We start from the raw sequence: 20,378 nt of genomic DNA, 5'->3' as shown, positions 1-20,378 counted from the left end.
CGTCCTCAGGGGTGGCGGGACTGCGGGTGGGGGGACTGCGAACGGGGGGCCGGAGCGCCCGGGGGCCACCGGGCCTGTCGGGCGAAGGGCCCCGCCGTCCGCTCCGGGTCAGGCGCGCAGGGCCTCGACGGCGCCCGCGAGCGCCGTCGGCACGTCCGGTACGAGGGTGTGCGCGCCGTCGCGCACGATGTGGCGGCCCGCGACGACCGTGTGCCGGACATCGGCCGCGGTGGCCGCGAAGACGGCGGTCTCGGCGCCGAGGCGCGGCAGCGGTCCCGCCGTTCTGACCGAGTCGAGGGCGATCGTCGTGAAGTCGGCGAGCGCGCCGGTCTCGATGCTGCCCGCGTCGTCCCAGCCGAGGGCGGCGTGGCCGTCGGCGGAGGCGGCGCGCAGCAGGGCGGCGGCGGTCCAGTGACCGCGGGTGCGGGTGCGCAGCCGTTCGTTCAGCTCCATCGCGCGGGCCTCTTCGAGGAGGTCGATGACGGCGTGGCTGTCGGAGCCGAGCGACAGGGGCGAGCCGGCGCGCTGGAGGGCGACGGCGGAACCGATGCCGTCCGCGAGGTCGCGTTCGGTGGTCGGGCACATGCAGGTGCCGGTGCCGGAGCCGCCGAGGAGGGCGACGTCCTCGTCGGTGAGGTGCGTGTTGTGGACCCCGGTGGTGCGCGGGCCGAGGACGCCGTGGTCGGCGAGGAGCTGGGCGGGCGTGCGGCCGTGGGCGGCGCGGCACGCCTCGTTCTCGGCGGTCTGCTCGGACAGGTGCACGTGGAGCGGGGCGCGCCGTTCCTCGGCCCAGCGCGCGACCGTGGCCAGTTCGCCGGCGGGCACGGCCCGTACGGAGTGGATCGCCGCGCCGATCCGGGCGTGATCCTGGTCCTTGAGGAGTGAGGCGCGTTCCGCCCAGGCTTCGGCGGTGCCGTCGGAGAAGCGGAGTTGGTGCTGGTTGGGCGGCTGTCCGAAGCCGGAGGAGAGGTACGCCGTGTCGAGCAGGGTGATGCGGATACCGGCGTCCGCGGCGGCGGCGACGAGCGCCTCGCCCATGGCGTTCGGGTCGGCGTAGCGGGTGCCGCCGTGGGCGTGGTGGACGTAGTGGAACTCTCCGACGGCGGTGACTCCGGCGAGCGCCATCTCCGCGTACACCGCGCGGGCCAGGGCGTGGTAGGTCTCCGGGGTCAGCCGGTCGGCGAAGGAGTACATGATCTCGCGCCAGGTCCAGAAGGTGCCGGAGCCGACCTGGACGGTGCCGCGCAGGGCGCGGTGGAAGGCGTGCGAGTGGGCGTTGGCGAGGCCGGGGAGGGTGAGTCCGCGGAGGATCTCGGCGCCGGGCGGCGGGGTGTCGACGCCGGTGCGGACCTCGGTGACGCGGCCGTCCTGGCCGGCCCCGGAGCCGCCGGTGGACACGGTCACGGTGACGCCCGGCTCGACGTGGGTGTCGAGCCAGGCGTGTTCCAGCCAGTACGTCTGCGTCACCTGCAGGCCAGCCCTTCGAGTACGTCGGCGAGTGCGGTCACCCCGGCCACGCAGTCGTCCTCGGCGGCGAACTCGGCCGGGGAGTGCGAGACACCGGTGGGGTTGCGTACGAACAGCATGGCGGTCGGGACGGTGCCGGAGAGGATTCCCGCGTCGTGTCCGGCGCCGGTGCCGAGCACGGGCACGGCGAGGGCGGCGTCGCGTTCCTTGCCGAGGATGCGGGCGAGTTCGTCGCGCAGGGCGTGCTCGAACTCGACGACGGGGGTGAACGACTCGCGGACGACGTCGAGTTCGACGCCCTGCTCCTCGGCGTGGGCGCGGGCCGCCTTCTCGATGCCGGTGACCACGGTGTCGAGGGTGGCCTGGTCGGCGGCGCGGGAGTCGAGCCAGCCGCGGACCAGGGAGGGGATGGCGTTGACGCCGTTCGGTTCGACGGCGATCTTGCCGAACGTGGCGACGGCACCGGCGAGCCGGGCCTCCTGCCGGGCGCTGAGCACGGTCTCCGCGTACGACAGCATCGGGTCGCGGCGGTCCACGAGGCGGGTGGTGCCCGCGTGGTTGGCCTCGCCGCGGAAGTCGAAGCGCCAGCGGCCGTGCGGCCAGATGGCGCTGGCGATGCCGACCTGGTCGCCGCCGATGTCGAGGGCGCGGCCCTGCTCGACGTGGAGTTCGACGAAGGCGCCGATCCGGCCGAGCCGTTCGGGGTCGGGGCCGATGGCGGCGGGGTCGTACCCGGCGCGCTCCATGGCCTGGGGGAGGGTGATGCCGTCGGCGTCGGTGAGGCGGTGCGCCTGCTCGACGGTGAGCTGTCCGGCGGCGAGCCGGGAGCCGACGCAGGCGAGCCCGAAGCGGGCACCCTCCTCGTCGCCGAAGTTGACGATGGCGAGCGGCTTGGTGAACCGCGCGCCACGGGCACGGAGTTCGTCGAGCGCGGCGAAGGAGGAGACGACGCCGAGGGGGCCGTCGAAGGCGCCGCCGTCGGGGACGGAGTCGAGGTGCGAGCCCGTGACCACGGCGTCGCCTTCGGCGGGGTCGCCGAGCCAGGCCCACTGATTGCCGTTGCGGTCGAGTTCGCAGGTGAGCCCGCGGGACTCGGCCTGCTGCCGGAACCAGGCGCGGCAGTCGGTGTCGGCGCCGGTCCAGGCGAACCGGCGGTAGCCGCCGGAGGCGGAGCTGCGGCCGATCGGCAGCAGCTCCGCCCACATGCTGTGGAAGGTCACGCGGTGCCGCCTTCGTCGCCCTCGCGCATCGGGATGCGCACACCGCGCTCGTCGGCGACCGTCTCGGCGATGTCGTAGCCGGCGTCGACGTGGCGGATGACGCCCATGCCGGGGTCGTTCGTCAGGACGCGGCGGATCTTCTCGCCGGCGAGCTTGGTGCCGTCGGCGACGGAGACCTGGCCCGCGTGGATGGAGCGGCCCATGCCGACGCCGCCGCCGTGGTGGATGGAGACCCAGGAGGCGCCGGAGGCGACGTTCACCATGGCGTTCAGCAGCGGCCAGTCGGCGATCGCGTCGGAGCCGTCGAGCATGGCCTCCGTCTCGCGGTACGGGGAGGCGACGGAGCCGCAGTCGAGGTGGTCGCGGCCGATGGCGAGGGGGGCGGCGAGCTCGCCGGAGGCCACCATGTCGTTGAAGCGCTCACCGGCCTTGTCGCGCTCGCCGTAGCCGAGCCAGCAGATCCGGGCGGGCAGGCCCTGGAAGTGGACGCGCTCACCGGCCAGCTTGATCCAGCGGTGCAGCGACTCGTTCTCCGGGAAGAGGTCGAGGATCGCCTTGTCCGTCTTGTGGATGTCGGAGGCCTCGCCGGACAGGGCGGCCCAGCGGAAGGGGCCCTTGCCCTCGGAGAACAGCGGGCGGATGTAGGCGGGGACGAAGCCGGGGAAGGCGAACGCCCGGTCGTACCCGGCGAGCTGGGCCTCGCCGCGGATCGAGTTGCCGTAGTCGAAGACCTCGGCGCCGGCGTCCATGAAGCCGACCATGGCCTCGACGTGCCGCGCCATGGACTCGCGGGCGCGGGTGGTGAAGCCCGCCGGGTCCTTGGCGGCCGCGTCGGCCATGTCGTCGAAGTCGATGCCGACGGGGAGGTAGGCGAGCGGGTCGTGGGCCGAGGTCTGGTCGGTCACGATGTCGATGGGCGCGCCCTCGGCGAGCATGCGCGGCAGCAGCTCCGCGGCGTTGCCCAGCAGGCCGATGGAGAGCGGCCTGCGCTGGTCGCGGGCCTCGACGGCGAGCTGGAGCGCGTGCTCCAGGGAGTCGGCCTTCACGTCCAGGTAGCGGTGCTCGATGCGGCGCTCGATGGCGCGCGGGTCGACGTCGATGCAGATGGCGACGCCGTCGTTCATCGTCACGGCGAGGGGCTGGGCGCCGCCCATGCCGCCGAGGCCGGCGGTCAGGGTGATGGTCCCGGCGAGGGTGCCGTTGAACTTCTTCGCGGCGACGGCGGAGAAGGTCTCGTAGGTGCCCTGGAGGATGCCCTGGGTGCCGATGTAGATCCAGGAACCGGCGGTCATCTGGCCGTACATGGTGAGGCCGAGGGCCTCCAGGCGCCGGAACTCCTCCCAGTTCGCCCAGTCGCCGACCAGGTTGGAGTTGGCGATGAGGACGCGCGGGGCCCACTCGTGGGTCTGCATGACGCCGACGGGGCGGCCGGACTGGACGAGCATCGTCTCGTCCTGCTTGAGGGTGCGCAGCGTGCGGACCATGGCGTCGAAGGAGCGCCAGTCGCGGGCGGCCTTGCCGGTGCCGCCGTAGACCACGAGCTTGTCGGGGTGCTCGGCGACCTCGGGGTCGAGGTTGTTCTGCAGCATCCGAAGGGCGGCCTCCTGCTGCCATCCCAGGGCGCTCAGTTCCGTACCGCGCGGTGCTCGGACGGGGCGGGGTCCTGACATGGTCTGCCTCCCAGCGGACTGTTGCTATGGATATTCACATCCTCGCCCCTTGAATAGGCCTAGTCAATAGCTCCACGGAAGGCTCCTGGCGGTCACTGATGTTTGGCTGGGATCCATGGGCGCAGAGATGGACGGGGCGGGAGATCCGCCGTTCGACAGGGTGAGTGGGGCTGCGATGTCTTCGGCAGGAACGTCCGGACCGTCTTCGGGCGACAGGACGGGGAGCGGGAACGGGACGCCGGGCGGGAACGGGACACCGGAGCGGGCCGGGACACCGGGCGGGAACCGGCCACCGGGACGCGGCGGGAGCGGTGAGCCGGACTTCGGCGGATCCGGGAGCGCGGCGGCCGGCCCCGGGGCGGGCGGCGCGGCGCCGGACCGGGGCGGAAGCGGCGCCCCCGACGGGAGCGGTGTCGGCGCCGCCGCCGTGGCGGCCGCGGACGCCGAGCGCGTCGCCCGCCGGGACGACGCCGTGCGGGCCGCCGTGGAGCAGGGCCTCCTCACCCTGGAACAGCCCGTCGTCGCTCTGCTCGACGTGCCGGGCATCCGGGCCTCGGCGGCCGCCCTGCGCGCCGCCTTCGACACCGTGACCGCGCCCGGCACCCCCGTGCTGCACGCCTTCGCCGTGAAGGCGGCCCCCCTCGTGCCCGTCCTGCGGCTGCTGGCCGACGAGGGCGTCGGCGCCGAGGTGGCGAGCCCGGGAGAACTGGCGCTCGCCCGCGCGGCCGGGGTGTCCCCCGACCGGACCGTCCTCGACTCCCCCGCCAAGACCTCCGCCGAACTGCGCGAGGCACTGGCGCTCGGCATCGCGGTGAACGCGGACAACCCGCAGGAGCTGGAGCGGATCGACGCGATGGTGCGCTCGGCGCCCACCGGCTCGCCCATCGGACTGCGGGTCAATCCGCAGGTCGGCGGCGGTTCCATCGGAGCGCTGTCCACGGCCACGGCGACCTCGAAGTTCGGCGTCGCGCTCCGGGACGAGGGCGCCCGCGCGTGGATCGTGCGGGCGTACGCCGACCGGCCCTGGCTGACCCGCCTGCACGCCCACTCGGGGTCGCAGGGCATGCCGCTCTCGCTGATGGCGCAGGGCGTGGCGGAGACGTACGCGCTGGCGGAGGAGATCAACCGGCACGTCGGGCGGCGGCAGGTCGACACGATCGACATCGGCGGCGGACTGCCGGTCAACTTCGGCTCCGACGCGACGGCCCCGACGTACGCGCAGTACGCCCGGCTGCTCGCCGAAGTGGTACCGGGCCTGTTCGACGGGCGGTACGGGCTGGTGACCGAGTTCGGCCGGTCGCTGCTGGCCAAGCACGGCACCGTCGTGGCGCGGGTCGAGTACGCCAAGAGCGCGGGGGGACGCGCGATCGCCGTCACCCACGCGGGCGTCCAGGTGGCGGCCCGCACGGTGTACGCGCCGGGTGCCTGGCCGCTGCGGATCGCCGCGTACGACGCCAAGGGCCGCCCCAAGACCGGGCCGGACGTGGTGCAGGACATCGCGGGTCCCGCCTGTTTCGCGGGCGACCTGCTCGCCGAGGGGCGGGCCCTGCCGCTGTTCGAACAGGGCGACCTGGCGGCTGCGTTGGACACCGGCGCGTACTACTTCGCCCACCACTACGCGTACAACTCCCTCGCGCGCCCGGGCATCTACGGCTTCGCGCCGGACGGCGGCGGCACGGGACACGACACCAGGGAAGGCGACGGCCGGACGGACGGCGGAGGCGGCAGCGGCGGTGTGCGGTTCGCCGTCGTGCGGGAGCCGCAGACCGTGGAGGAGATCGTCGCGGAGTCGGGCGGCGCGCACGGCCCGTCGCTCACCGCCCTGTAGCAGCCCCTCGCTCAGGCCCGCCGCGGCGCGGGGCCCCCACCGAAGGGCTCCCTCTCGCGGCGGGGCGCCTCCGGAACCCCCGCTCCCGCTCCGTCGGGAACCCGAACGCGGGCCCGCGCGTCCGAGGAGCGTGCCGCCGGCGTGGATCTCCCGCCGGAACCGGCGGCACGCCCTGTCGCGCCGCCGTCGCGCGGGCACCTTCCCGGCGTGTACGGCAGGCCGCGCGCCCTCTTCGGCCCGTGAGCGCCCCCGTCGTGCGCCCCAAGGCCGCACAAACCGCCCACCTGCGGTTTCAAGAACGCCGGAAAATATGGTCAGTTGACCCACCTTAGTCATCCGGGGCATGTTCCACAGGAAAATGCCGGATCACTCACTCATCGCGCACACAGTGCGTAACTTCTGCGTCACTCGGCCGAACCCTTGGCGGGAGGGGAGACACGGTGCCCGGAATCGACGAGTGCCTGCTGGAAGCCATGACACTGCCCGGTGCGCGGGGTGCCTCGGTGGTCGACTGGACCAGCGGGCTGGCCCTGGGCACGGTCGGCGACGCGCCGGGCGACGACCACGAGACGACCGCGGCGGAGGCGGCCGAGCTGGCCCGACTCGCCGCCGAGAACCGGTCGTTCGCTCCGAAGGACGGCTCCGACTGGTCCGAGTGGTCGGACCAGGAGACCCCCATCGAGGACCTGATCATCAGCAACCGCGACAGCTACCACGTCCTCCGGTTCGTGCGGACCAGCTTCGACAGCAGCGTGTTCCTGCACCTGTGGCTGGGCCGCTCGGACGGCAACCTCGCACTGGCCCGGATCCGGCTCGGCGAGATGGCCGGACGGCTGGTGCTCGTATGACGACCGTCAGAACCCCTCCCCCGCCCCGGCTCCCGGTGCGCGACAGGGCTCCGAGCACCGAAGCGGGCGGGGTCTCGCCCATGCTCGGCCGGCTCGCCGCCGAGCGGGCCACCGGCGTCCTCATCCGCGAACGCGGCACCCTCTACCTCGCCGACGGCGAGGTGGTGCACGCAGAGAGCCCGTTCACCCCCGGCATCGACGTGCTGTTCTCCGCCCGCGGGGTGCTGGACCCCGAGGTCTGGCGCGAGGCCGTCGCCCTGGCCGGCGCCCGCCGCCGGGTGGGCCGGTTCCTGATCGACAGCGGCCGCATAGCGGAGGGCGCGCTACAGCTGTGCCACCTCGGTTCGCTCTACGACGCCGCGTACTTCGTGCTCGGCCCCAGCAGCACCCCGAGCCGCTTCCGGTACGGTGCCGCGCACTGGTTCGGCACGCTCCGCCCCGTACCCGTCGCCGCCCTGGAGCGCGAGACGGTGCGCCGGCGCGAACTGCTGCACCGCATATGGCCCGACGCGGCGACCGACACCGCCCCGCTGCGCCGCGCCGGCCTCGCCGCGGGGCCCGCGGTCCCGCTGCGCCAGGAGGCCGTCCTCGGCCGGGTGGACGGCGTCCGCACGGCGGCCGACGTGTCCGCGGCGCTCGGCCGGCCCGCCTTCCACACGCTGGTCGACCTGCGCCGGCTCGCCGCCGCCGGCCTCGTGACGGCCGCGCCCGCGGCGCGGCCGCCCTCCGTGCCCGGTGTGCTCACCCAGTCCTCCAACGATCCCGACGTCGCCCTGCTGCGACGTCTCAGAGACGCGCTGGAGGCCTTGTGAGTACCGACCCGCGGGAGGCCTTGTGATCCGCGCGCTGCGACAGCGTGCCGAGAGGAGACTGCTGATGGCGGCGGAGCCCGAAGTCCTCGACGAGCTGCACCGGTTACGGGCCCGGGTGCCCCAGCTGACCGGAGCGCTCGCGGCCAGCGCCGACGGTCTCGTCCTCGCCCACGACACCCCCGGCGTCGAGCCGGACGGTCTGGCCGCGCTCACCGCGGCGGCCCTCGGGGTCGCCATCCGGATGGCGGACGCCACCGGCCAGGGCGACCTGCGCGAGCTGCTCGTGCGCGGTGTGAACGGCTATGTGGCGACCTACGCGGCGGGCGGCTCCGCCGTGCTGACGCTTCTCGCCCAGGACCGCGTCAACGTCGGCCGGCTGCATCTGGAGGGGCGGCGCTCCGGCACCCGGATCGGGGAGCTGGTCGACGCCGCCGCCGCACGCGGCGAACCGCCCGCCGCCCCGGCCAAGCAGGCCCCGAAACCCTCACCGGGCATGCCGCGCCGCCCTCCGCGCGGCACGACACCCGCCCGGCCCACGACCACACCTGTTACCAACCACCCCAGCACATCCGAGAGTTGAGAAGGAGCACCACATCATGACGAACACCGAGACCGCCCTCAAAGAAGCCCTGGCGTCCATCGAGGGCGCGACCGGAGCGGCGCTCGTCGACTACACCAGCGGTATGGCGCTGGGCACGATCGGCGGCAGCAAGAGCTTCGACCTCACCGTCGCGGCGGCCGGCAACACCGACGTGGTCCGCGCCAAGCTGCGCACCATGGAGCACCTGGGTCTGAAGGGCGAGATCGAGGACATCCTGATCACGCTCTCCGACCAGTACCACCTGATCCGGCTCATGAAGGGGCGCGGCGGGAACGGACTGTTCCTGTACCTCGTGCTCGACCAGAAGCGGGCCAACCTGGCGATGGCCCGCCACCAGCTCAAGCGCATCGAGACGGATCTGGAGGTCTAGGACCGGCTCCGGGGCGAGCGAGGACCCCGCGACGGGTCAGCGACGCCGTGCCCCTCCGGGCGCGGCGTCGCCCGCTGCCGGGCCGGTGGTCCGTACGGCCTTGACCGGCTTGCCCGCGGGGGCGCCGGCGCGCGGTCCGAGCCAGTCGACGCGCACCCAGATCAGCTCCTGCCCGGCCTGTTCGAGCCGGCCGAGGCGCCCGGCCTTCAGCCACAGTCCGACGCCCGCGCCGGCGAGCAGCATGCCGCCCGCGGCGGGCAGCGCGAAGGAGCTGCCGAGCGCGGCGGCGAAGGCGAGCAGCAGCCACCAGCGGTGGCCCCGGCGCCAGTTGCGGACCGTCACGGCGCGGTCCTGGAGCACGTCCTGTTTGCCGGCGCGGGCGGCGGACCGGACCAGGGCGGCGTACCGCTTCCTGCGCCGGGCCGCCACGACGACCACCGCGACGAGGAACAGCGCGGCCCCCGCGAGGACCCCGATCCTGCGTCCGGTCAGCCCGGGGACGAGCACCCCGATGCCGGCCGCGAACACCCCGCACCACCAAAGCGGTGCGGCTCCGGCCCGCACCACGACGGCCATCCGGGCCAGTCCCTGTCCTCCGCGCGCCATGTTCCGCCTCCTGTCCCCGCACGTCCGCGCAACGGACGTGCCGCCGGCAGGCGCCGCGCCCGTTGTCTCTTCGGGCGCGCAGGCTAGCGGCGGAACGTGAGACGAATCTGAGAACCCGGGGGCCGTACGGCGGCCGTCGGCCACCCGGGTGGGATCGCGCCGCCTACTCCACGAACAGCCCCCGTGCGGCGGCGCGGGCGTCGAACTGCTCCAGTCGCGCCTGCGCGTCCGGCAGGTCGTCGCACATGGCCTCCAGCAGCACGCGGCCGAGCAGCATCGGCGCGCACGCCGTGTCGAAGGCGAGGCCGGTGCCGACGGCGGCGGGGATCAGCAGGTCGGACACCTTGGCCACCGGCGCGAACGCCGAGTCCGCGACGGTGACGACGGTGAGTCCGGCCTCCTTCGCGTGGCCGAGGGCGTCGACGACCTCGCGCGGGTGCCGGGGCAGCGCGAAGCAGAGCAGGGCGGTGGCCCCGGCCCGGACGGCCGCGTCGATCCGGTCCTGGAGCATCGTGCCGCCTTCGTGCAGCAGCCGGACGTCGGGGTGGACCTTGGCGGCGAAGTAGGCGAAGCCGTAGGCCTGGGAGGCGGCGGCGCGCAGTCCGAGGACGGGCAGCGGGCGGGACGCGGCGAGCAGCCGGCCGGCCCGGGCGACGGGCCGCGGGTCGGCGAGGGCCTCGGCGAGGTGCCGCAGGTTCTCGATCTCGGCCTCGACGGCCTGCTGGTACTCGTTGTAGGCGGTCGTGTCGGTGGCCGGCTCGGCGGGCGCGACCTCGCGCAGGTGCCGGCGCAGCGCCGGGTAGCCGTCGAAGCCGAGGGCGACGGCGAAGCGGGTGACGGAGGGCTGGCTGACCCCGGCGAGTTCGGCGAGTTCGACGCTGGAGAGGAACGGCACGTCGGCGGCGCTGCGCACCATGCTGTGCGCGATGCGCCGCTGGGTGGGGGTGAGCCGGCGTCCCTCGAAGAGGGCCTGGAGGCGTCCGGCGGGGCTGTCGTTCACCCGCGTCCCGCCGTCGTCGGCGGAGCCTGTGGTCACCGACGCGTCCCCGTCCGCGGCCCCGGTGCCGTGCGTGCCCCCGCCCGCGTCCTCGCCGGTGTGCGTGCCTGCGGCCTTGTCCGCGCTCATGGCGTGCTCCCCCTCCAGATGTCCGTGAACCGGTCGAGCAGTGCGGCGGCCGCCGCCACGTCGTCCGTGAGCGGCCGGTCGGCCTGCTCGGCGTCGAGTGCCGCCTCGGCCAGTTCCAGCGCCCGTCCGGCCGGCAGCTCCGGGCCGGGCCGCAGGCCGCGCTGGCGCAGCGCCCGTACGGCGGCGACCAGTTCACAGCCGACGACGAGACGGTACGCGTCGCAGGCCCGCAGCGTCTGACGTGCGGCGAGCGAGGCGAAACTCGCCTGTTCCTCGACGCCTCGGGAGAGTACAGCGTGGCCGAGCGAGGCGGGCGCGGAGAACGCCCGCAGGTCACCGAGGGCGGCACCGGCGGCGTACTCCAGGATCATCACGCCGGAGGACGCCGCCTCCTGGTCCGCGAGGAAGGGACGCAGGCGGGTGTACGCGGGCTCGTTGAGGGTGGACAGGCGCGAGGTGGACAGCCGTGCGACCTGGGTGACGGCGAGCCGGAAGTGGTCCAGGGCGAGGGCGAGTTGGGCCTGGTAGAAGCCGCCGTGGTGGTAGGCGGCCATGTCCTCGGCGGAGATGAGCGGGTTCTCGGCCGCGGCGTTGATCTCGACGGCGAGCACGTCCTCCAGGGCGTCCGCCGCGTCCTGCGCGGGGCCGTGTATCTGCGGGAGGCAGCGGAAGCCGTACGGGTCCTGGATCCGGCCGAGGGGTGGGGTGGGACGGTCCGCGGCGCCGATCAACTCCCGCATCCTGCGGGCCACTTCCACCGATCCCCGGTGCGGGCGGGCGGCGTGCACGGGGGCCGCGTACGCCTCGTGGGAGCCGTCGACGGCCAGCAGTGACAGAGCGGCGACGACCTGGGTGGCGCCGATCAGCCCGCGCAGTTCGTGCAGTGCGAGCGCGGCCTGTCCGAGGGTGAGCGCGTTGCTGCTGATGAGGGCGAGGGCGTCGTTGTTGTCGAGCGGCTGCGGTACCGGGGCCAGGGCGGTCGGCGTGGCCCCGTCGGGACCCCGCCAGGGGTGTTCGCCGGCGAGGGCGAGGCCGAGCTGGGCGAGGGCGGCGATGTCGCCGGTGCCGACGGAGCCGAACGCGTTGACGACCGGGAAGACGCCGGTCTCCAGGGCCTCGCAGAGTGCCGTCACGACGCTGGGGCGCAGTCCGGCGCCACCGGCCAGGAGCTGGTTGGCGCGGACGGCGAGCATGGCGCGGACCTGGCGTGCGGGGAGTTCCTCCCCGATGGCTCCGGCGTGGCTGCGCAGCAGGCGCAGGCCGTGGTCGGCGGCCGCCTCGGTGGGCACATCCTCGTTGCGGTTGGCGCCGACCCCGGTGGAGCGGCCGTAGACGCGGCCGGTGGCGGCGATCTGCCGGGCGGCGTCCCAGGAGACCTCGGCGCGCTTCATGCCGTCGGTGCCGGGAACCGGCCGGGCGAGCCCGTCGGCGAGGCGTACGACGTCGTCCACGCCGGTGCCGCGGCCGTCCAGGACCACGAGCGGGACGTGCGCCGGGCGGGCCACCGCACTCGACGTGTCCACAGTCTGCGACGACATCACGCGCACACCCTCCTCGGTCCGGACGTCGGATCCTGCCCGGCGGCCTTCGGCGGCCGGCGCTCGGCGCCGGCCCGTTGCCAACCTATTCAGACAGGGAGAACTCTGCATGACGGTATGCAGGGCGGGCAAGGGACCCGGGGGGTCAGCCCCGCCGTAACAGGGGGGCTAACCCCAGTGCCACGGGGCCCGCGGCTGCCTAACGTGAGAGGCATGACCGGTATGGATGCCCGCCACGACGACGCCGAACTGAAGAAGGAACTCGACGCCACCCTGCACGCGCGCAGGGAACTCGGCGACGAGTACGAGTCCGCGCTCGTCGACTCGTTCCTGGAGAAGGTCGAGCAGCGCCTCGACGGAGCGGTCGACCGCCGGGTGCGGCGTCAGCTCGCCGAGCAGCAGATGGTGGCGGCGCGCGGCGCGCGTTCGCCCCAGTCGTCCGACTCCTGGGGCGAGCGGTTCGGCTTCGGGATCGTCTCCCTCGTGCTCGCCGTCCCGCTGTCCGGGATCGGCGGCGGGGTCGCGGGCCTGAAGGGACTGCTCGTCGCCTGGGTCGGCATCGTCGGGGTGAACGTGGTGCAGGCGGCGCGCCTGTCCCCGGACTTCTTCGGCCGCCGCAGGTCCGGCCGGGGCGGCTCGGACTGGGAGGACTAGGACCGCACGCCGCACGGGACTCTCCGGGGCTCTGGACGACGGACACACGTGAGGGCCCGGTACTCGGTCGATCCGAGTACCGGGCCCTCGTGACGTATAGCGCGGGGACCGCCGCACCCCCGTTACCGGGGGGCGGGACGACGGCGGTCCCCGCGAGGGACGCGTGCCGGGTCAGGGCCGGGCGTGCGCGTCCTTGGCGTCCATGGAGGTCCGGGAGCCGCTCCGGAGGTCCTTGGCGCCGTTTTGGCGTCGGCCGGGGCGGGGAGCCGCTCCCGCCCTGCCGACATCCACCAATGTGCCGGACGCGTGTTAAGCGGGTGCTGCGTGGACGTGACGCGCTCGTACCACTTCCGCGAAGTTCGCCCCGGACGGGCCGGGAAGATCCGTCAGCTGATCCGGTACGGGCCCCCCGAACGCACGGACGCACGACACCGGGACGGTGTCGTGCGTCCTGAACAGCCGGTCCGGGCTACTGGCGGGTGCCGCCCTTGGCCAGGAAGGACAGCAGGTCCTGACGGCTGACGACGCCGGTGGGCTTGCCCTCGACGAGCACGATCGCGGCGTCGGCGGTGCCGAGCACGGACATCAGGTCGCCGACCGGCTCACCGGAACCGACCTGCGGCAGCGGCGCCGACATGTGCTTCTCCAGCGGGTCGTTCAGCGAGGCCCGCTGGGTGAACAGCGCGTCGAGCAGCTCGCGCTCCACGACCGAACCGATGACCTCGGCGGCCATCACGTCCGGGTGGCCGGCGCCCGGCTTCACGATCGGCATCTGCGAGACGCCGTACTCGCGCAGCACCTCGATGGCCTCGCCGACGCTCTCCTCCGGGTGCATGTGGACGAGGGACGGGATGGAGCCGTGCGCCTTGTCCTTCAGCACGTCGGCGACGCGCGCGTTCGGGCCGGTGTCCTCCAGGAAGCCGTAGTCGGCCATCCACTCGTCGTTGAAGATCTTGCTGAGGTAGCCGCGCCCGCTGTCGGGGAGCAGCACCACGACGACGTCGTCCGGGCCGAGGCGCTCGGCCACGCGCAGCGCGGCGACCACGGCCATGCCGCAGGAGCCGCCGACGAGCAGGCCCTCCTCCTTGGCGAGGCGGCGCGTCATCTGGAAGGAGTCCTTGTCGGACACGGCGACGATCTCGTCGGCGACCGTACGGTCGTACGCGGTCGGCCAGAAGTCCTCACCGACGCCCTCGACGAGGTACGGGCGGCCCGAACCGCCGGAGTAGACGGACCCCTCGGGGTCGGCGCCGACGACCTGGACCCTGCCGTCGCTGGCGTCCTTCAGGTACCGGCCGGTGCCGGAGATGGTCCCGCCGGTGCCCACACCCGCGACGAAATGGGTGATCTTCCCCTCCGTCTGGTCCCACAGCTCGGGGCCGGTCGAGTGATAGTGCGACAGGGGGTTGTTCGGGTTGGAGTACTGGTCGGGCTTCCAGGCTCCGGGCGTCTCACGGACCAGCCGGTCGGAGACGTTGTAGTACGAGTCCGGGTGCTCCGGGTCCACGGCGGTGGGGCAGACCACGACCTCCGCCCCGTACGCGCGCAGCACGTTGATCTTGTCGGTGGAGACCTTGTCGGGGCACACGAAGATGCACTTGTACCCCTTCTGCTGCGCCACGATGGCGAGGCCGACACCGGTGTTACCACTGGTCGGCTCGACGATCGTGCCGCCCGGCTTGAGGGCGCCGCTCTCCTCGGCGGCCTCGATCATGCGCAGGGCGATGCGGTCCTTCACGGAACCGCCGGGGTTGAAGTACTCGACCTTCGCCAGGACGGTCGCCTGGATGCCCGCGGTCACGTTGTTGAGCCTCAGCAGCGGGGTGTTGCCGACGAGGCTGATCATCGAGTCGTGGAATTGCACCGTTGTCTCCGGAGCTGCGTTTTTTACAGGAATGGTCCCGTCAGCCTACGGCCCTGGGCAGGCGTTCACGCCCCGTTGAGATTGGCCGACCTCCTCTTCGGGGCAAGCAGTGGTTGTACGGCTACGAGGAGGTGGCGGCGACGGATGTCGAGCTTGTCGAGGGCGAGGGTGGCCCGGCGGATCGCTGCGGGAGCGGCGTACGGCGGTGGCGGGGTCGGGCTGGTGGGCGCGGCGGCCGTCGGTCTGGTGCTGGCGGAGGTGCAGCTGGCGAAACGGCACGTGGGCAACGGACACGCTCCGTACGCCCCGCGCGCGGACGGTCTGTACGGGTACGACTACGCGGGCGCCTCCCCTGACGAGCCGCCGCTGCGTCTGATGATGCTCGGTGACTCCACGGCCGCGGGCCAGGGTGTGCGGCGGGCCCGCCAGACGCCGGGGGCGCTGCTGGCGTCGGGGCTCGCGGCGGTGGCGGAGCGGCCGGTGGAGCTGTGCAACGTGGCGCTGCCCGGGGCCCAGTCGGACGACCTGGACCGGCAGGTGGCGCTCGCCCTGACGGACGGCTCCCCGCTGCCGGACATCTGCGTGATCATGGTCGGCGCGAACGACGTGACGCACCGGATGCCGCCGACGCGGTCCGTGCGCCATCTGTCGGCCGCGGTACGGCGGCTGCGGACGGCCGGCGCGGAGGTGGTCGTCGGCACGTGTCCCGACCTCGGGACGGTCGAGCAGGTCCAGCAGCCGCTGCGGTGGCTCGCCCGGCGGGCGTCCCGTCAGCTGGCCGCGGCGCAGACGATCGGCACGGTCGAGCAGGGTGGGCGCACGGTGTCGCTGGGCGACCTGCTGGGGCCCGAGTTCGAGGCGAATCCGCGGGAGCTGTTCGGGCCCGACCACTACCACCCCTCGGCCGAGGGGTACGCGACGGCGGCCATGGCGCTGCTGCCCACGGTGTGCGCCGCGCTGAGTCTGTGGCCGGAGGAGGAGCGGCCGGACGTCTCGCGCAACGAGGGGTTCCTGCCGGTCGCGCGGGCCGCCGCGGAGGCGGCGTCCGAGCCCGGCACGGAGGTGGCCGCCGCGATGCCGACGGGGCCTCGCGGCCCCTGGGCCCTCCTCAAACGCCGCCGACGCCGCCGCCTCCCCGCCACAGACCCGACCCCGGCCCCCTCGCCCTGACCTCGCCCGGGCCCGGGCCGGGTCGACCTGCCCCCGCCCGGCCCACCCCGCTGTCGCCCGCGGGCGCGGGGGCCTGCTCGCGCAGTTCCCCGCGCCCCTGGGCATCCCACCCCGGCCGGCATCGAGAAGCGCGGCCCCGGGAGCCGCACCGTTCGCGCAGTTCCCCGCGCCCCTGGGGGCTCGGCCGAGGGGAGGGAAATTCAGCCCCTCCGGCGTTTGAGGAGCGGGGTCTGGGGCGGAGCCCCAGGTGGGGGGGACACCAGCGCCGGGCCGCCGATGAAACCCGGCGGGGAAAGCGGACCCCCCTCCCCCAAGGCGCCCCCGCCAGAAAAAAGCAAGCGCTTGGAAAGTGCGGCCCGTGTCACACGTCGAGACCGGTGACCCGGGCGGTACGTGCGGGTAACTTCCCAAGCAGCCCTGTACACATCCCAGAGCGCCAATGGAGCCGTGATGCCCGAAGCCGTGATCGTCTCAGCCGCCCGCTCCCCGATCGGCCGCGCCTTCAAGGGCTCCCTGAAGGACGTGCGTCCCGACGACCTGACCGCCACGATCATCGAGGCCGCCCTGGCCAAGGTCCCCGGGCTCGACCCGAGGGACATCGACGACCTGATGCTCGGCTGCGGCCTCCCCGGCGGCGAGCAGGGCCACAACCTCGCCCGGATCGTGGCCGTGCAGATGGGGATGGACCACCTCCCCGGCTGCACGATCACCCGTTACTGTTCCTCCTCGCTCCAGACCTCCCGCATGGCCCTGCACGCCATCAAGGCCGGCGAGGGCGACGTCTTCATCTCGGCGGGCGTCGAGATGGTGTCGCGGTCGGTCAAGGGCACCTCCGACGGCATGCCGGACACCCACAACCCGCTCTTCGCCGACGCCGAGGCCCGCACGGTCGAGGTCGCGCAGTCGGAGGGCTCGTCCTGGCACGACCCGCGCGAGGACGGCCTGATCCCGGACGCGTACATCGCGATGGGCCAGACCGCCGAGAACCTGGCCCGCCTCAAGGGCGTCACCCGCCAGGACATGGACGAGTTCGGCGTCCGCTCGCAGAACCTCGCCGAGGAAGCCGTCAAGAACGGCTTCTGGGAGCGGGAGATCACCCCGATCACCACCCCGGACGGCACGGTCGTCAGCAAGGACGACGGCCCGCGCGCGGGGGTGACGCTGGAGGGCGTCCAGGGCCTCAAGCCCGTCTTCCGCCCCGACGGCATGGTCACCGCCGCCAACTGCTGCCCGCTGAACGACGGCGCCGCCGCCCTCGTGATCATGTCGGACACGAAGGCCCGCGAGCTCGGCCTGACCCCGCTCGCCCGCATCGTCTCGACCGGCGTCACCGGCCTGTCCCCCGAGATCATGGGCCTCGGCCCGGTGGAGGCCAGCAAGCAGGCGCTGCGCCGCGCCGGACTCACCGTGGGCGACATAGACCTGTTCGAGATCAACGAGGCCTTCGCCGCCCAGGTGATCCCGAGCTACCGCGACCTGGAGATCCCGCTGGACAAGCTGAACGTGAACGGCGGCGCCATCGCCGTCGGCCACCCCTTCGGCATGACCGGCGCCCGCATCACCGGCACGCTCATCAACAGCCTCCAGTTCCACGACAAGCAGTTCGGCCTGGAGACCATGTGCGTCGGCGGCGGCCAGGGCATGGCGATGGTCATCGAGCGCCTCAGCTAGGACACCCGCGAACTCCCGTCACCCTGTGGGTGACGGGAGTTGAACGCACGGTGACCGAAACGGCCCAGACTCCCACAACCACCGGGGCTCTGGGCCGATTTGTGATCCAATCCCATCCAAGATGTGACCTATGTCCCTCCCGACCGGCGTTCGCGCAGGTCAAAGTGGTTACGTGGCTAAACCCCGGCCCCAAAGTCCTGTCCCATTTGTGACGTTACGCACTGACAGTTTGGTGGTTCGCCCTTCAAGCTGATGTAGGAAGTCGGGGGCCGACTTTGAACCGGGAGTACGTCAGTGAGCGCCATGCCGATTGCTTTGCTGCTCACCACCGCCGCCACCGCGGCCGTGGGCGTCGCCGCTCTGCGCACCCTGCGGGGTCTGCGCCGGCAGGTCGCGGCCCTGCACAACGAACTGGTAGAGAGCCGCGCCGGTGACGCGCGCGGCCTCGTGCCCGCGGCGCGTGGAGCGGCCGACGCGGACGAGATACGCACGGCCGTGGCCGAGGCGCTCGCCGAGGAGAGGGAGCGCGAGCTCGCCGAGGCGCGGGCCTTCTGGGCCGCCCAGGAGGCGCGGGACGCCTCCGACGCGCCCTCGCTGCTCGGCCTGCCCGACAGTGAGCTGTTCCTGCCGCGCCACTCGGACTTCGTGGGCCTGGAGCACCTGGAGCCGGTGACCGAGGCCGGTCCCGACGTCGAGGACTTCCTCCAGGGCGCCACCTCCGGCGACTCGCCGGAACTCGCCGCGGCCCGCCGCCGGCACCCCTCGCATCCGGACTTCGTCCCCGTGCAGTCACCCGTGGTCGACGACCACGAACGCACGGTGGCCTGCCTGGAGGAGCTCGCCGAGTCCCGTACGGAGCTGGCGGACGTCCGTCCCGGCCCGCTCGGCACGCTCGACGTCTACGTCTTCGCCGACGGCACCACGCTGTGCATGACCCCGGGCCACCGCGAGACCGCCGAGCAGCTCGCCGCCGCGCTGGACGCCGGTGAGACCCCGGTCCTGCTGGGCGGCTCCGGCGTCTCGGGCGCGTACGCCCTGACCTTCGCCTTCGGCGAGGAGAACGTGTACATCCTGGCGGACCGCGTCATAGCGTCCCTGTGACGTCGGCGCCACGAGCGCCCCACCGAGCGGCACACCGCGCGCCGGAGTCGATCCCCTGGATCAGACCCCGGCGCGTTTCTGTGCCTCCGCGACGAGCGTGACCGCTTCGGCCAGTTCGTCCTCGTCCTTCAGTACGAGCGCCAAGTCGTGCGCGGCGACGGTGATTTGGTCGGCGGCGGCGAACATCCCGGCGTCGGGCATCTCCCGCGGCTCCCCCGCGGGGTCCTCGACCCGCTGGGTGCGCAGTGCGAACTCCCTGGCCAGGCCCAGGGCCTCGGCCGCCGCACCGCGTTGCAGGCGGCTCTGCGGCGCGGCGCGCAGCCGGTCGGCGAAGTGGTCCACGGCTCGGGTCAACGGCGTCGTATCCAGCACGCCGCGAGACTACGCGCAGCGGCGGGACTGTTGCCAACAACCCAACGCTCAGGCACGGTGGCGTGAAGGACCGGCTTACATCCCCTTTGCGTCCGGAGGCGCCGATGTCCCACGTCTTCTCCGAGGAGACCCATCGCAATCTGCTCGCCCGCATCCCCCATTGCACCGGTCGTGAGATCTCCGACTGGATCCGCACCGTCGACGAAGGCCCCTCCCTCTTCCGCTTCGAGGAGAAGGTGAGCTGGCTCCGCGCCGAGCACGACCTCGCGTACGGCCACGCCAAGGCGATCATTCACGAGTACGACCTGAGGAGGGCCGCGCGCAACCTCCGGTGAGCGCGCGCACGACCGAGACGACCGGCACCCACGACGAAGGGCCCGCGAACCGGTGAGGTCCGCGGGCCCTTCGTGTCGGTCGACGGCCGCGAGGGCCGCCGGCGCCGCTAGTCGTCGCCGCTGAAGATGGCGACCAGCCGCAGCATCTCGACGTAGATCCACACGAGCGTGAGGGTCAGGCCGAACGCGGCCAGCCACGCCTCGTCCTTCGGCGCGCCGTAGGCGATGCCGTCCTCGATCTGCTTGAAGTCGAGGGTGAGGAAGAAGGCGCCGATCAGGATCGCCAGGATGCCGACGATCGCGCCGAGCGGGCCGCTGCTGCGCAGACCGCCGTCCGGGGCGACACCGAAGGCGACCAGCAGCAGGTTCACCGCCAGGACGACGACGAACGCGATGGCGATGGTCATGCCGATGCGCGCGTACCGCGCGGTGACCCGGATCCAGCCCGCCTTGTAGACGAGGAGGGTGGCGCCGGTGACCGCCATGGTGCCGAGCACGGCCTGGAAGGGCGCGCCGGACCACTGCGAGTTGTACATCTCGCTGAGGACCCCGAGGAAGACACCCTCGAAGGCGGCGTACCCGATGATCAGGGCCGGGGTGGCCTTGCGCTTGAACGACTGCACCATCGCCAGCACGAAGGCGACGAGCGCCGAGCCGATGGCCAGGCCGTAGCTGGTGCTGGAGACCGGCAGCAGCGCCCAGGCCAGGACGGCACCCACGACGACGGTGCCGAGGGTCATGGCCGAGCGCATGACGACGTCGTCCATCGTCATACGGCCGGCGGAGGCCGGGGCCTGCGGCGGGGCGCCGTACTGAAGGTCCTGCTGTGCGTACGGGTTCTGCGCGTAGGGGTTGCCGCCCTGCTGGGCGTACGGGTTCCCCTGCGTGCCGACAGCGGGTCCCCCGGCCTGCGGCGCCGCGTTGAAGCCCGCGTAGCCGTTGTCGCGGCTGAACCCCCGTCGCGAGAAGACCGGGTTACTGCTCCTCATTTCACTCCTCCATGGCCACCCTGCGTGGCCTTGGCTCAAGAGTAATAGGTAGGCAAAGGACTGACCCTAGTGCTTGGGGAGGATCTTTCCCTTGTGGTGCCACCGTACGCGTGTGCCCCCACGCACGCCCGTACTG

At 73.1% G+C, this 20,378-nt stretch carries 19 protein-coding genes; 10 read left to right on the top strand and 9 right to left on the bottom strand.

Annotated features, from left to right (window positions below):
- Positions 1-108: 108 nt before the first annotated feature.
- The 3 genes from OG406_RS23910 to hutU are packed head-to-tail and all read right to left on the bottom strand — an operon-like array spanning position 109 to position 4,357.
- Positions 109-1,467, bottom strand: coding sequence for a formimidoylglutamate deiminase (locus OG406_RS23910; RefSeq protein ID WP_329187667.1), 1,359 nt, complete (start codon positions 1,465-1,467; stop codon positions 109-111).
- Positions 1,464-2,687 carry an allantoate amidohydrolase gene (locus OG406_RS23905; protein ID WP_164373052.1) on the bottom strand — a complete coding sequence of 408 codons (1,224 nt, stop codon included), beginning with the start codon at positions 2,685-2,687 and terminating at the stop codon, positions 1,464-1,466. The genes OG406_RS23910 and OG406_RS23905 overlap by 4 nt, the downstream gene beginning before the upstream one ends.
- Entirely contained in the window at positions 2,684-4,357 is a 1,674-nt protein-coding gene (gene hutU / locus OG406_RS23900) for a urocanate hydratase (protein WP_266614300.1), read from the bottom strand. Before hutU ends, OG406_RS23905 begins: the two co-directional genes overlap by 4 nt.
- 175 nt (positions 4,358-4,532) lie before the next feature.
- On the opposite strand from hutU, the gene OG406_RS23895 reads away from it, so the two are divergent.
- From OG406_RS23895 to OG406_RS23875, 5 genes are all read left to right on the top strand, one after another.
- A complete protein-coding gene (locus OG406_RS23895) occupies positions 4,533-6,185 on the top strand; it encodes a diaminopimelate decarboxylase (protein WP_329187664.1) in 1,653 nt (550 codons plus the stop codon).
- A gap of 440 nt (positions 6,186-6,625) precedes the next feature.
- Positions 6,626-7,033 carry a hypothetical protein gene (locus OG406_RS23890; protein ID WP_081217681.1) on the top strand — a complete coding sequence of 136 codons (408 nt, stop codon included), beginning with the start codon at positions 6,626-6,628 and terminating at the stop codon, positions 7,031-7,033.
- Complete coding sequence (locus OG406_RS23885; RefSeq protein ID WP_164370901.1) at positions 7,030-7,845, top strand: transcriptional regulator; 816 nt, start codon at positions 7,030-7,032, stop codon at positions 7,843-7,845. The genes OG406_RS23890 and OG406_RS23885 overlap by 4 nt, the downstream gene beginning before the upstream one ends.
- A gap of 64 nt (positions 7,846-7,909) precedes the next feature.
- Positions 7,910-8,425 carry a roadblock/LC7 domain-containing protein gene (locus tag OG406_RS23880; protein WP_081217683.1) on the top strand — a complete coding sequence of 172 codons (516 nt, stop codon included), beginning with the start codon at positions 7,910-7,912 and terminating at the stop codon, positions 8,423-8,425.
- A gap of 16 nt (positions 8,426-8,441) precedes the next feature.
- Positions 8,442-8,816: a hypothetical protein gene (locus OG406_RS23875; RefSeq protein WP_081217684.1), complete on the top strand. Its 375-nt coding sequence runs from the start codon at positions 8,442-8,444 to the stop codon at positions 8,814-8,816.
- A gap of 36 nt (positions 8,817-8,852) precedes the next feature.
- Here the strand turns inward: OG406_RS23875 and OG406_RS23870 are convergent, their stop codons facing one another.
- The 3 genes from OG406_RS23870 to OG406_RS23860 form a co-directional block, all read right to left on the bottom strand.
- Positions 8,853-9,422, bottom strand: coding sequence for a hypothetical protein (locus OG406_RS23870; RefSeq protein ID WP_267051020.1), 570 nt, complete (start codon positions 9,420-9,422; stop codon positions 8,853-8,855).
- Between the two features lie 163 nt (positions 9,423-9,585).
- On the bottom strand, positions 9,586-10,548 hold the full coding sequence (locus OG406_RS23865) for a MurR/RpiR family transcriptional regulator (RefSeq protein WP_266614311.1): 963 nt from the start codon (positions 10,546-10,548) through the stop codon (positions 9,586-9,588).
- Positions 10,545-12,086, bottom strand: a complete 1,542-nt coding sequence (locus tag OG406_RS23860) for an aromatic amino acid ammonia-lyase (RefSeq protein ID WP_329187660.1) — start codon at positions 12,084-12,086, stop codon at positions 10,545-10,547. Before OG406_RS23860 ends, OG406_RS23865 begins: the two co-directional genes overlap by 4 nt.
- A gap of 213 nt (positions 12,087-12,299) precedes the next feature.
- Here OG406_RS23860 and OG406_RS23855 point away from each other — a divergent pair, with 213 nt between their 5' ends.
- A complete protein-coding gene (locus tag OG406_RS23855) occupies positions 12,300-12,740 on the top strand; it encodes a hypothetical protein (RefSeq protein WP_266614315.1) in 441 nt (146 codons plus the stop codon).
- 469 nt (positions 12,741-13,209) lie between these two features.
- On the opposite strand, the gene OG406_RS23850 is transcribed toward OG406_RS23855, so the two are convergent.
- Complete coding sequence (locus OG406_RS23850) at positions 13,210-14,604, bottom strand: cystathionine beta-synthase (protein ID WP_164370905.1); 1,395 nt, start codon at positions 14,602-14,604, stop codon at positions 13,210-13,212.
- A 144-nt stretch (positions 14,605-14,748) separates the two neighbouring features.
- Here OG406_RS23850 and OG406_RS23845 point away from each other — a divergent pair, with 144 nt between their 5' ends.
- The 3 genes from OG406_RS23845 to OG406_RS23835 all read left to right on the top strand — a co-directional run bounded on the left by OG406_RS23845 (position 14,749) and on the right by OG406_RS23835 (position 18,546).
- Positions 14,749-15,774 (top strand): SGNH/GDSL hydrolase family protein, encoded by a 1,026-nt coding sequence (locus OG406_RS23845; protein WP_267051022.1) that lies wholly within the window; start codon positions 14,749-14,751, stop codon positions 15,772-15,774.
- Between the two features lie 450 nt (positions 15,775-16,224).
- On the top strand, positions 16,225-17,445 hold the full coding sequence (locus OG406_RS23840; protein ID WP_164370906.1) for an acetyl-CoA C-acetyltransferase: 1,221 nt from the start codon (positions 16,225-16,227) through the stop codon (positions 17,443-17,445).
- Between the two features lie 294 nt (positions 17,446-17,739).
- Positions 17,740-18,546: a hypothetical protein gene (locus OG406_RS23835; RefSeq protein WP_164370907.1), complete on the top strand. Its 807-nt coding sequence runs from the start codon at positions 17,740-17,742 to the stop codon at positions 18,544-18,546.
- 60 nt (positions 18,547-18,606) lie between these two features.
- Here the strand turns inward: OG406_RS23835 and OG406_RS23830 are convergent, their stop codons facing one another.
- Positions 18,607-18,918 (bottom strand): hypothetical protein, encoded by a 312-nt coding sequence (locus tag OG406_RS23830; RefSeq protein ID WP_266614320.1) that lies wholly within the window; start codon positions 18,916-18,918, stop codon positions 18,607-18,609.
- Between the two features lie 104 nt (positions 18,919-19,022).
- On the opposite strand from OG406_RS23830, the gene OG406_RS23825 reads away from it, so the two are divergent.
- The gene (locus OG406_RS23825; protein WP_081217692.1) at positions 19,023-19,253 is read left to right on the top strand and encodes a DUF4287 domain-containing protein; all 231 of its coding nucleotides are present in this window, start codon (positions 19,023-19,025) and stop codon (positions 19,251-19,253) included.
- A gap of 107 nt (positions 19,254-19,360) precedes the next feature.
- On the opposite strand, the gene OG406_RS23820 is transcribed toward OG406_RS23825, so the two are convergent.
- Positions 19,361-20,242 carry a Bax inhibitor-1/YccA family protein gene (locus OG406_RS23820; protein ID WP_164370908.1) on the bottom strand — a complete coding sequence of 294 codons (882 nt, stop codon included), beginning with the start codon at positions 20,240-20,242 and terminating at the stop codon, positions 19,361-19,363.
- Positions 20,243-20,378: the final 136 nt, after the last annotated feature.

The organism is Streptomyces sp. NBC_01428 (genome assembly GCF_036231965.1).
Classification (GTDB): Bacteria; Actinomycetota; Actinomycetes; order Streptomycetales; family Streptomycetaceae; genus Streptomyces.
Note: the sequence above shows the minus strand (reverse complement) of the source record. Positions and strands in the feature narration are given on the sequence as shown.

What these genes read in the sequence shown, in the direction of transcription:
- hutU (WP_266614300.1), bottom strand. Translation starts at nt 4,357, where the DNA reads ATGTCAGGACCCCGCCCCGTCCGAGCACCGCGCGGTACGGAACTGAGC.
- OG406_RS23895 (WP_329187664.1), top strand. Translation starts at nt 4,533, where the DNA reads ATGTCTTCGGCAGGAACGTCCGGACCGTCTTCGGGCGACAGGACGGGG.
- OG406_RS23885 (WP_164370901.1), top strand. Translation starts at nt 7,030, where the DNA reads ATGACGACCGTCAGAACCCCTCCCCCGCCCCGGCTCCCGGTGCGCGAC.
- OG406_RS23880 (WP_081217683.1), top strand. Translation starts at nt 7,910, where the DNA reads ATGGCGGCGGAGCCCGAAGTCCTCGACGAGCTGCACCGGTTACGGGCC.
- OG406_RS23875 (WP_081217684.1), top strand. Translation starts at nt 8,442, where the DNA reads ATGACGAACACCGAGACCGCCCTCAAAGAAGCCCTGGCGTCCATCGAG.
- OG406_RS23870 (WP_267051020.1), bottom strand. Translation starts at nt 9,422, where the DNA reads ATGGCGCGCGGAGGACAGGGACTGGCCCGGATGGCCGTCGTGGTGCGG.
- OG406_RS23865 (WP_266614311.1), bottom strand. Translation starts at nt 10,548, where the DNA reads ATGAGCGCGGACAAGGCCGCAGGCACGCACACCGGCGAGGACGCGGGC.
- OG406_RS23860 (WP_329187660.1), bottom strand. Translation starts at nt 12,086, where the DNA reads ATGTCGTCGCAGACTGTGGACACGTCGAGTGCGGTGGCCCGCCCGGCG.
- OG406_RS23855 (WP_266614315.1), top strand. Translation starts at nt 12,300, where the DNA reads ATGACCGGTATGGATGCCCGCCACGACGACGCCGAACTGAAGAAGGAA.
- OG406_RS23845 (WP_267051022.1), top strand. Translation starts at nt 14,749, where the DNA reads ATGTCGAGCTTGTCGAGGGCGAGGGTGGCCCGGCGGATCGCTGCGGGA.
- OG406_RS23840 (WP_164370906.1), top strand. Translation starts at nt 16,225, where the DNA reads ATGCCCGAAGCCGTGATCGTCTCAGCCGCCCGCTCCCCGATCGGCCGC.
- OG406_RS23825 (WP_081217692.1), top strand. Translation starts at nt 19,023, where the DNA reads ATGTCCCACGTCTTCTCCGAGGAGACCCATCGCAATCTGCTCGCCCGC.
- OG406_RS23820 (WP_164370908.1), bottom strand. Translation starts at nt 20,242, where the DNA reads ATGAGGAGCAGTAACCCGGTCTTCTCGCGACGGGGGTTCAGCCGCGAC.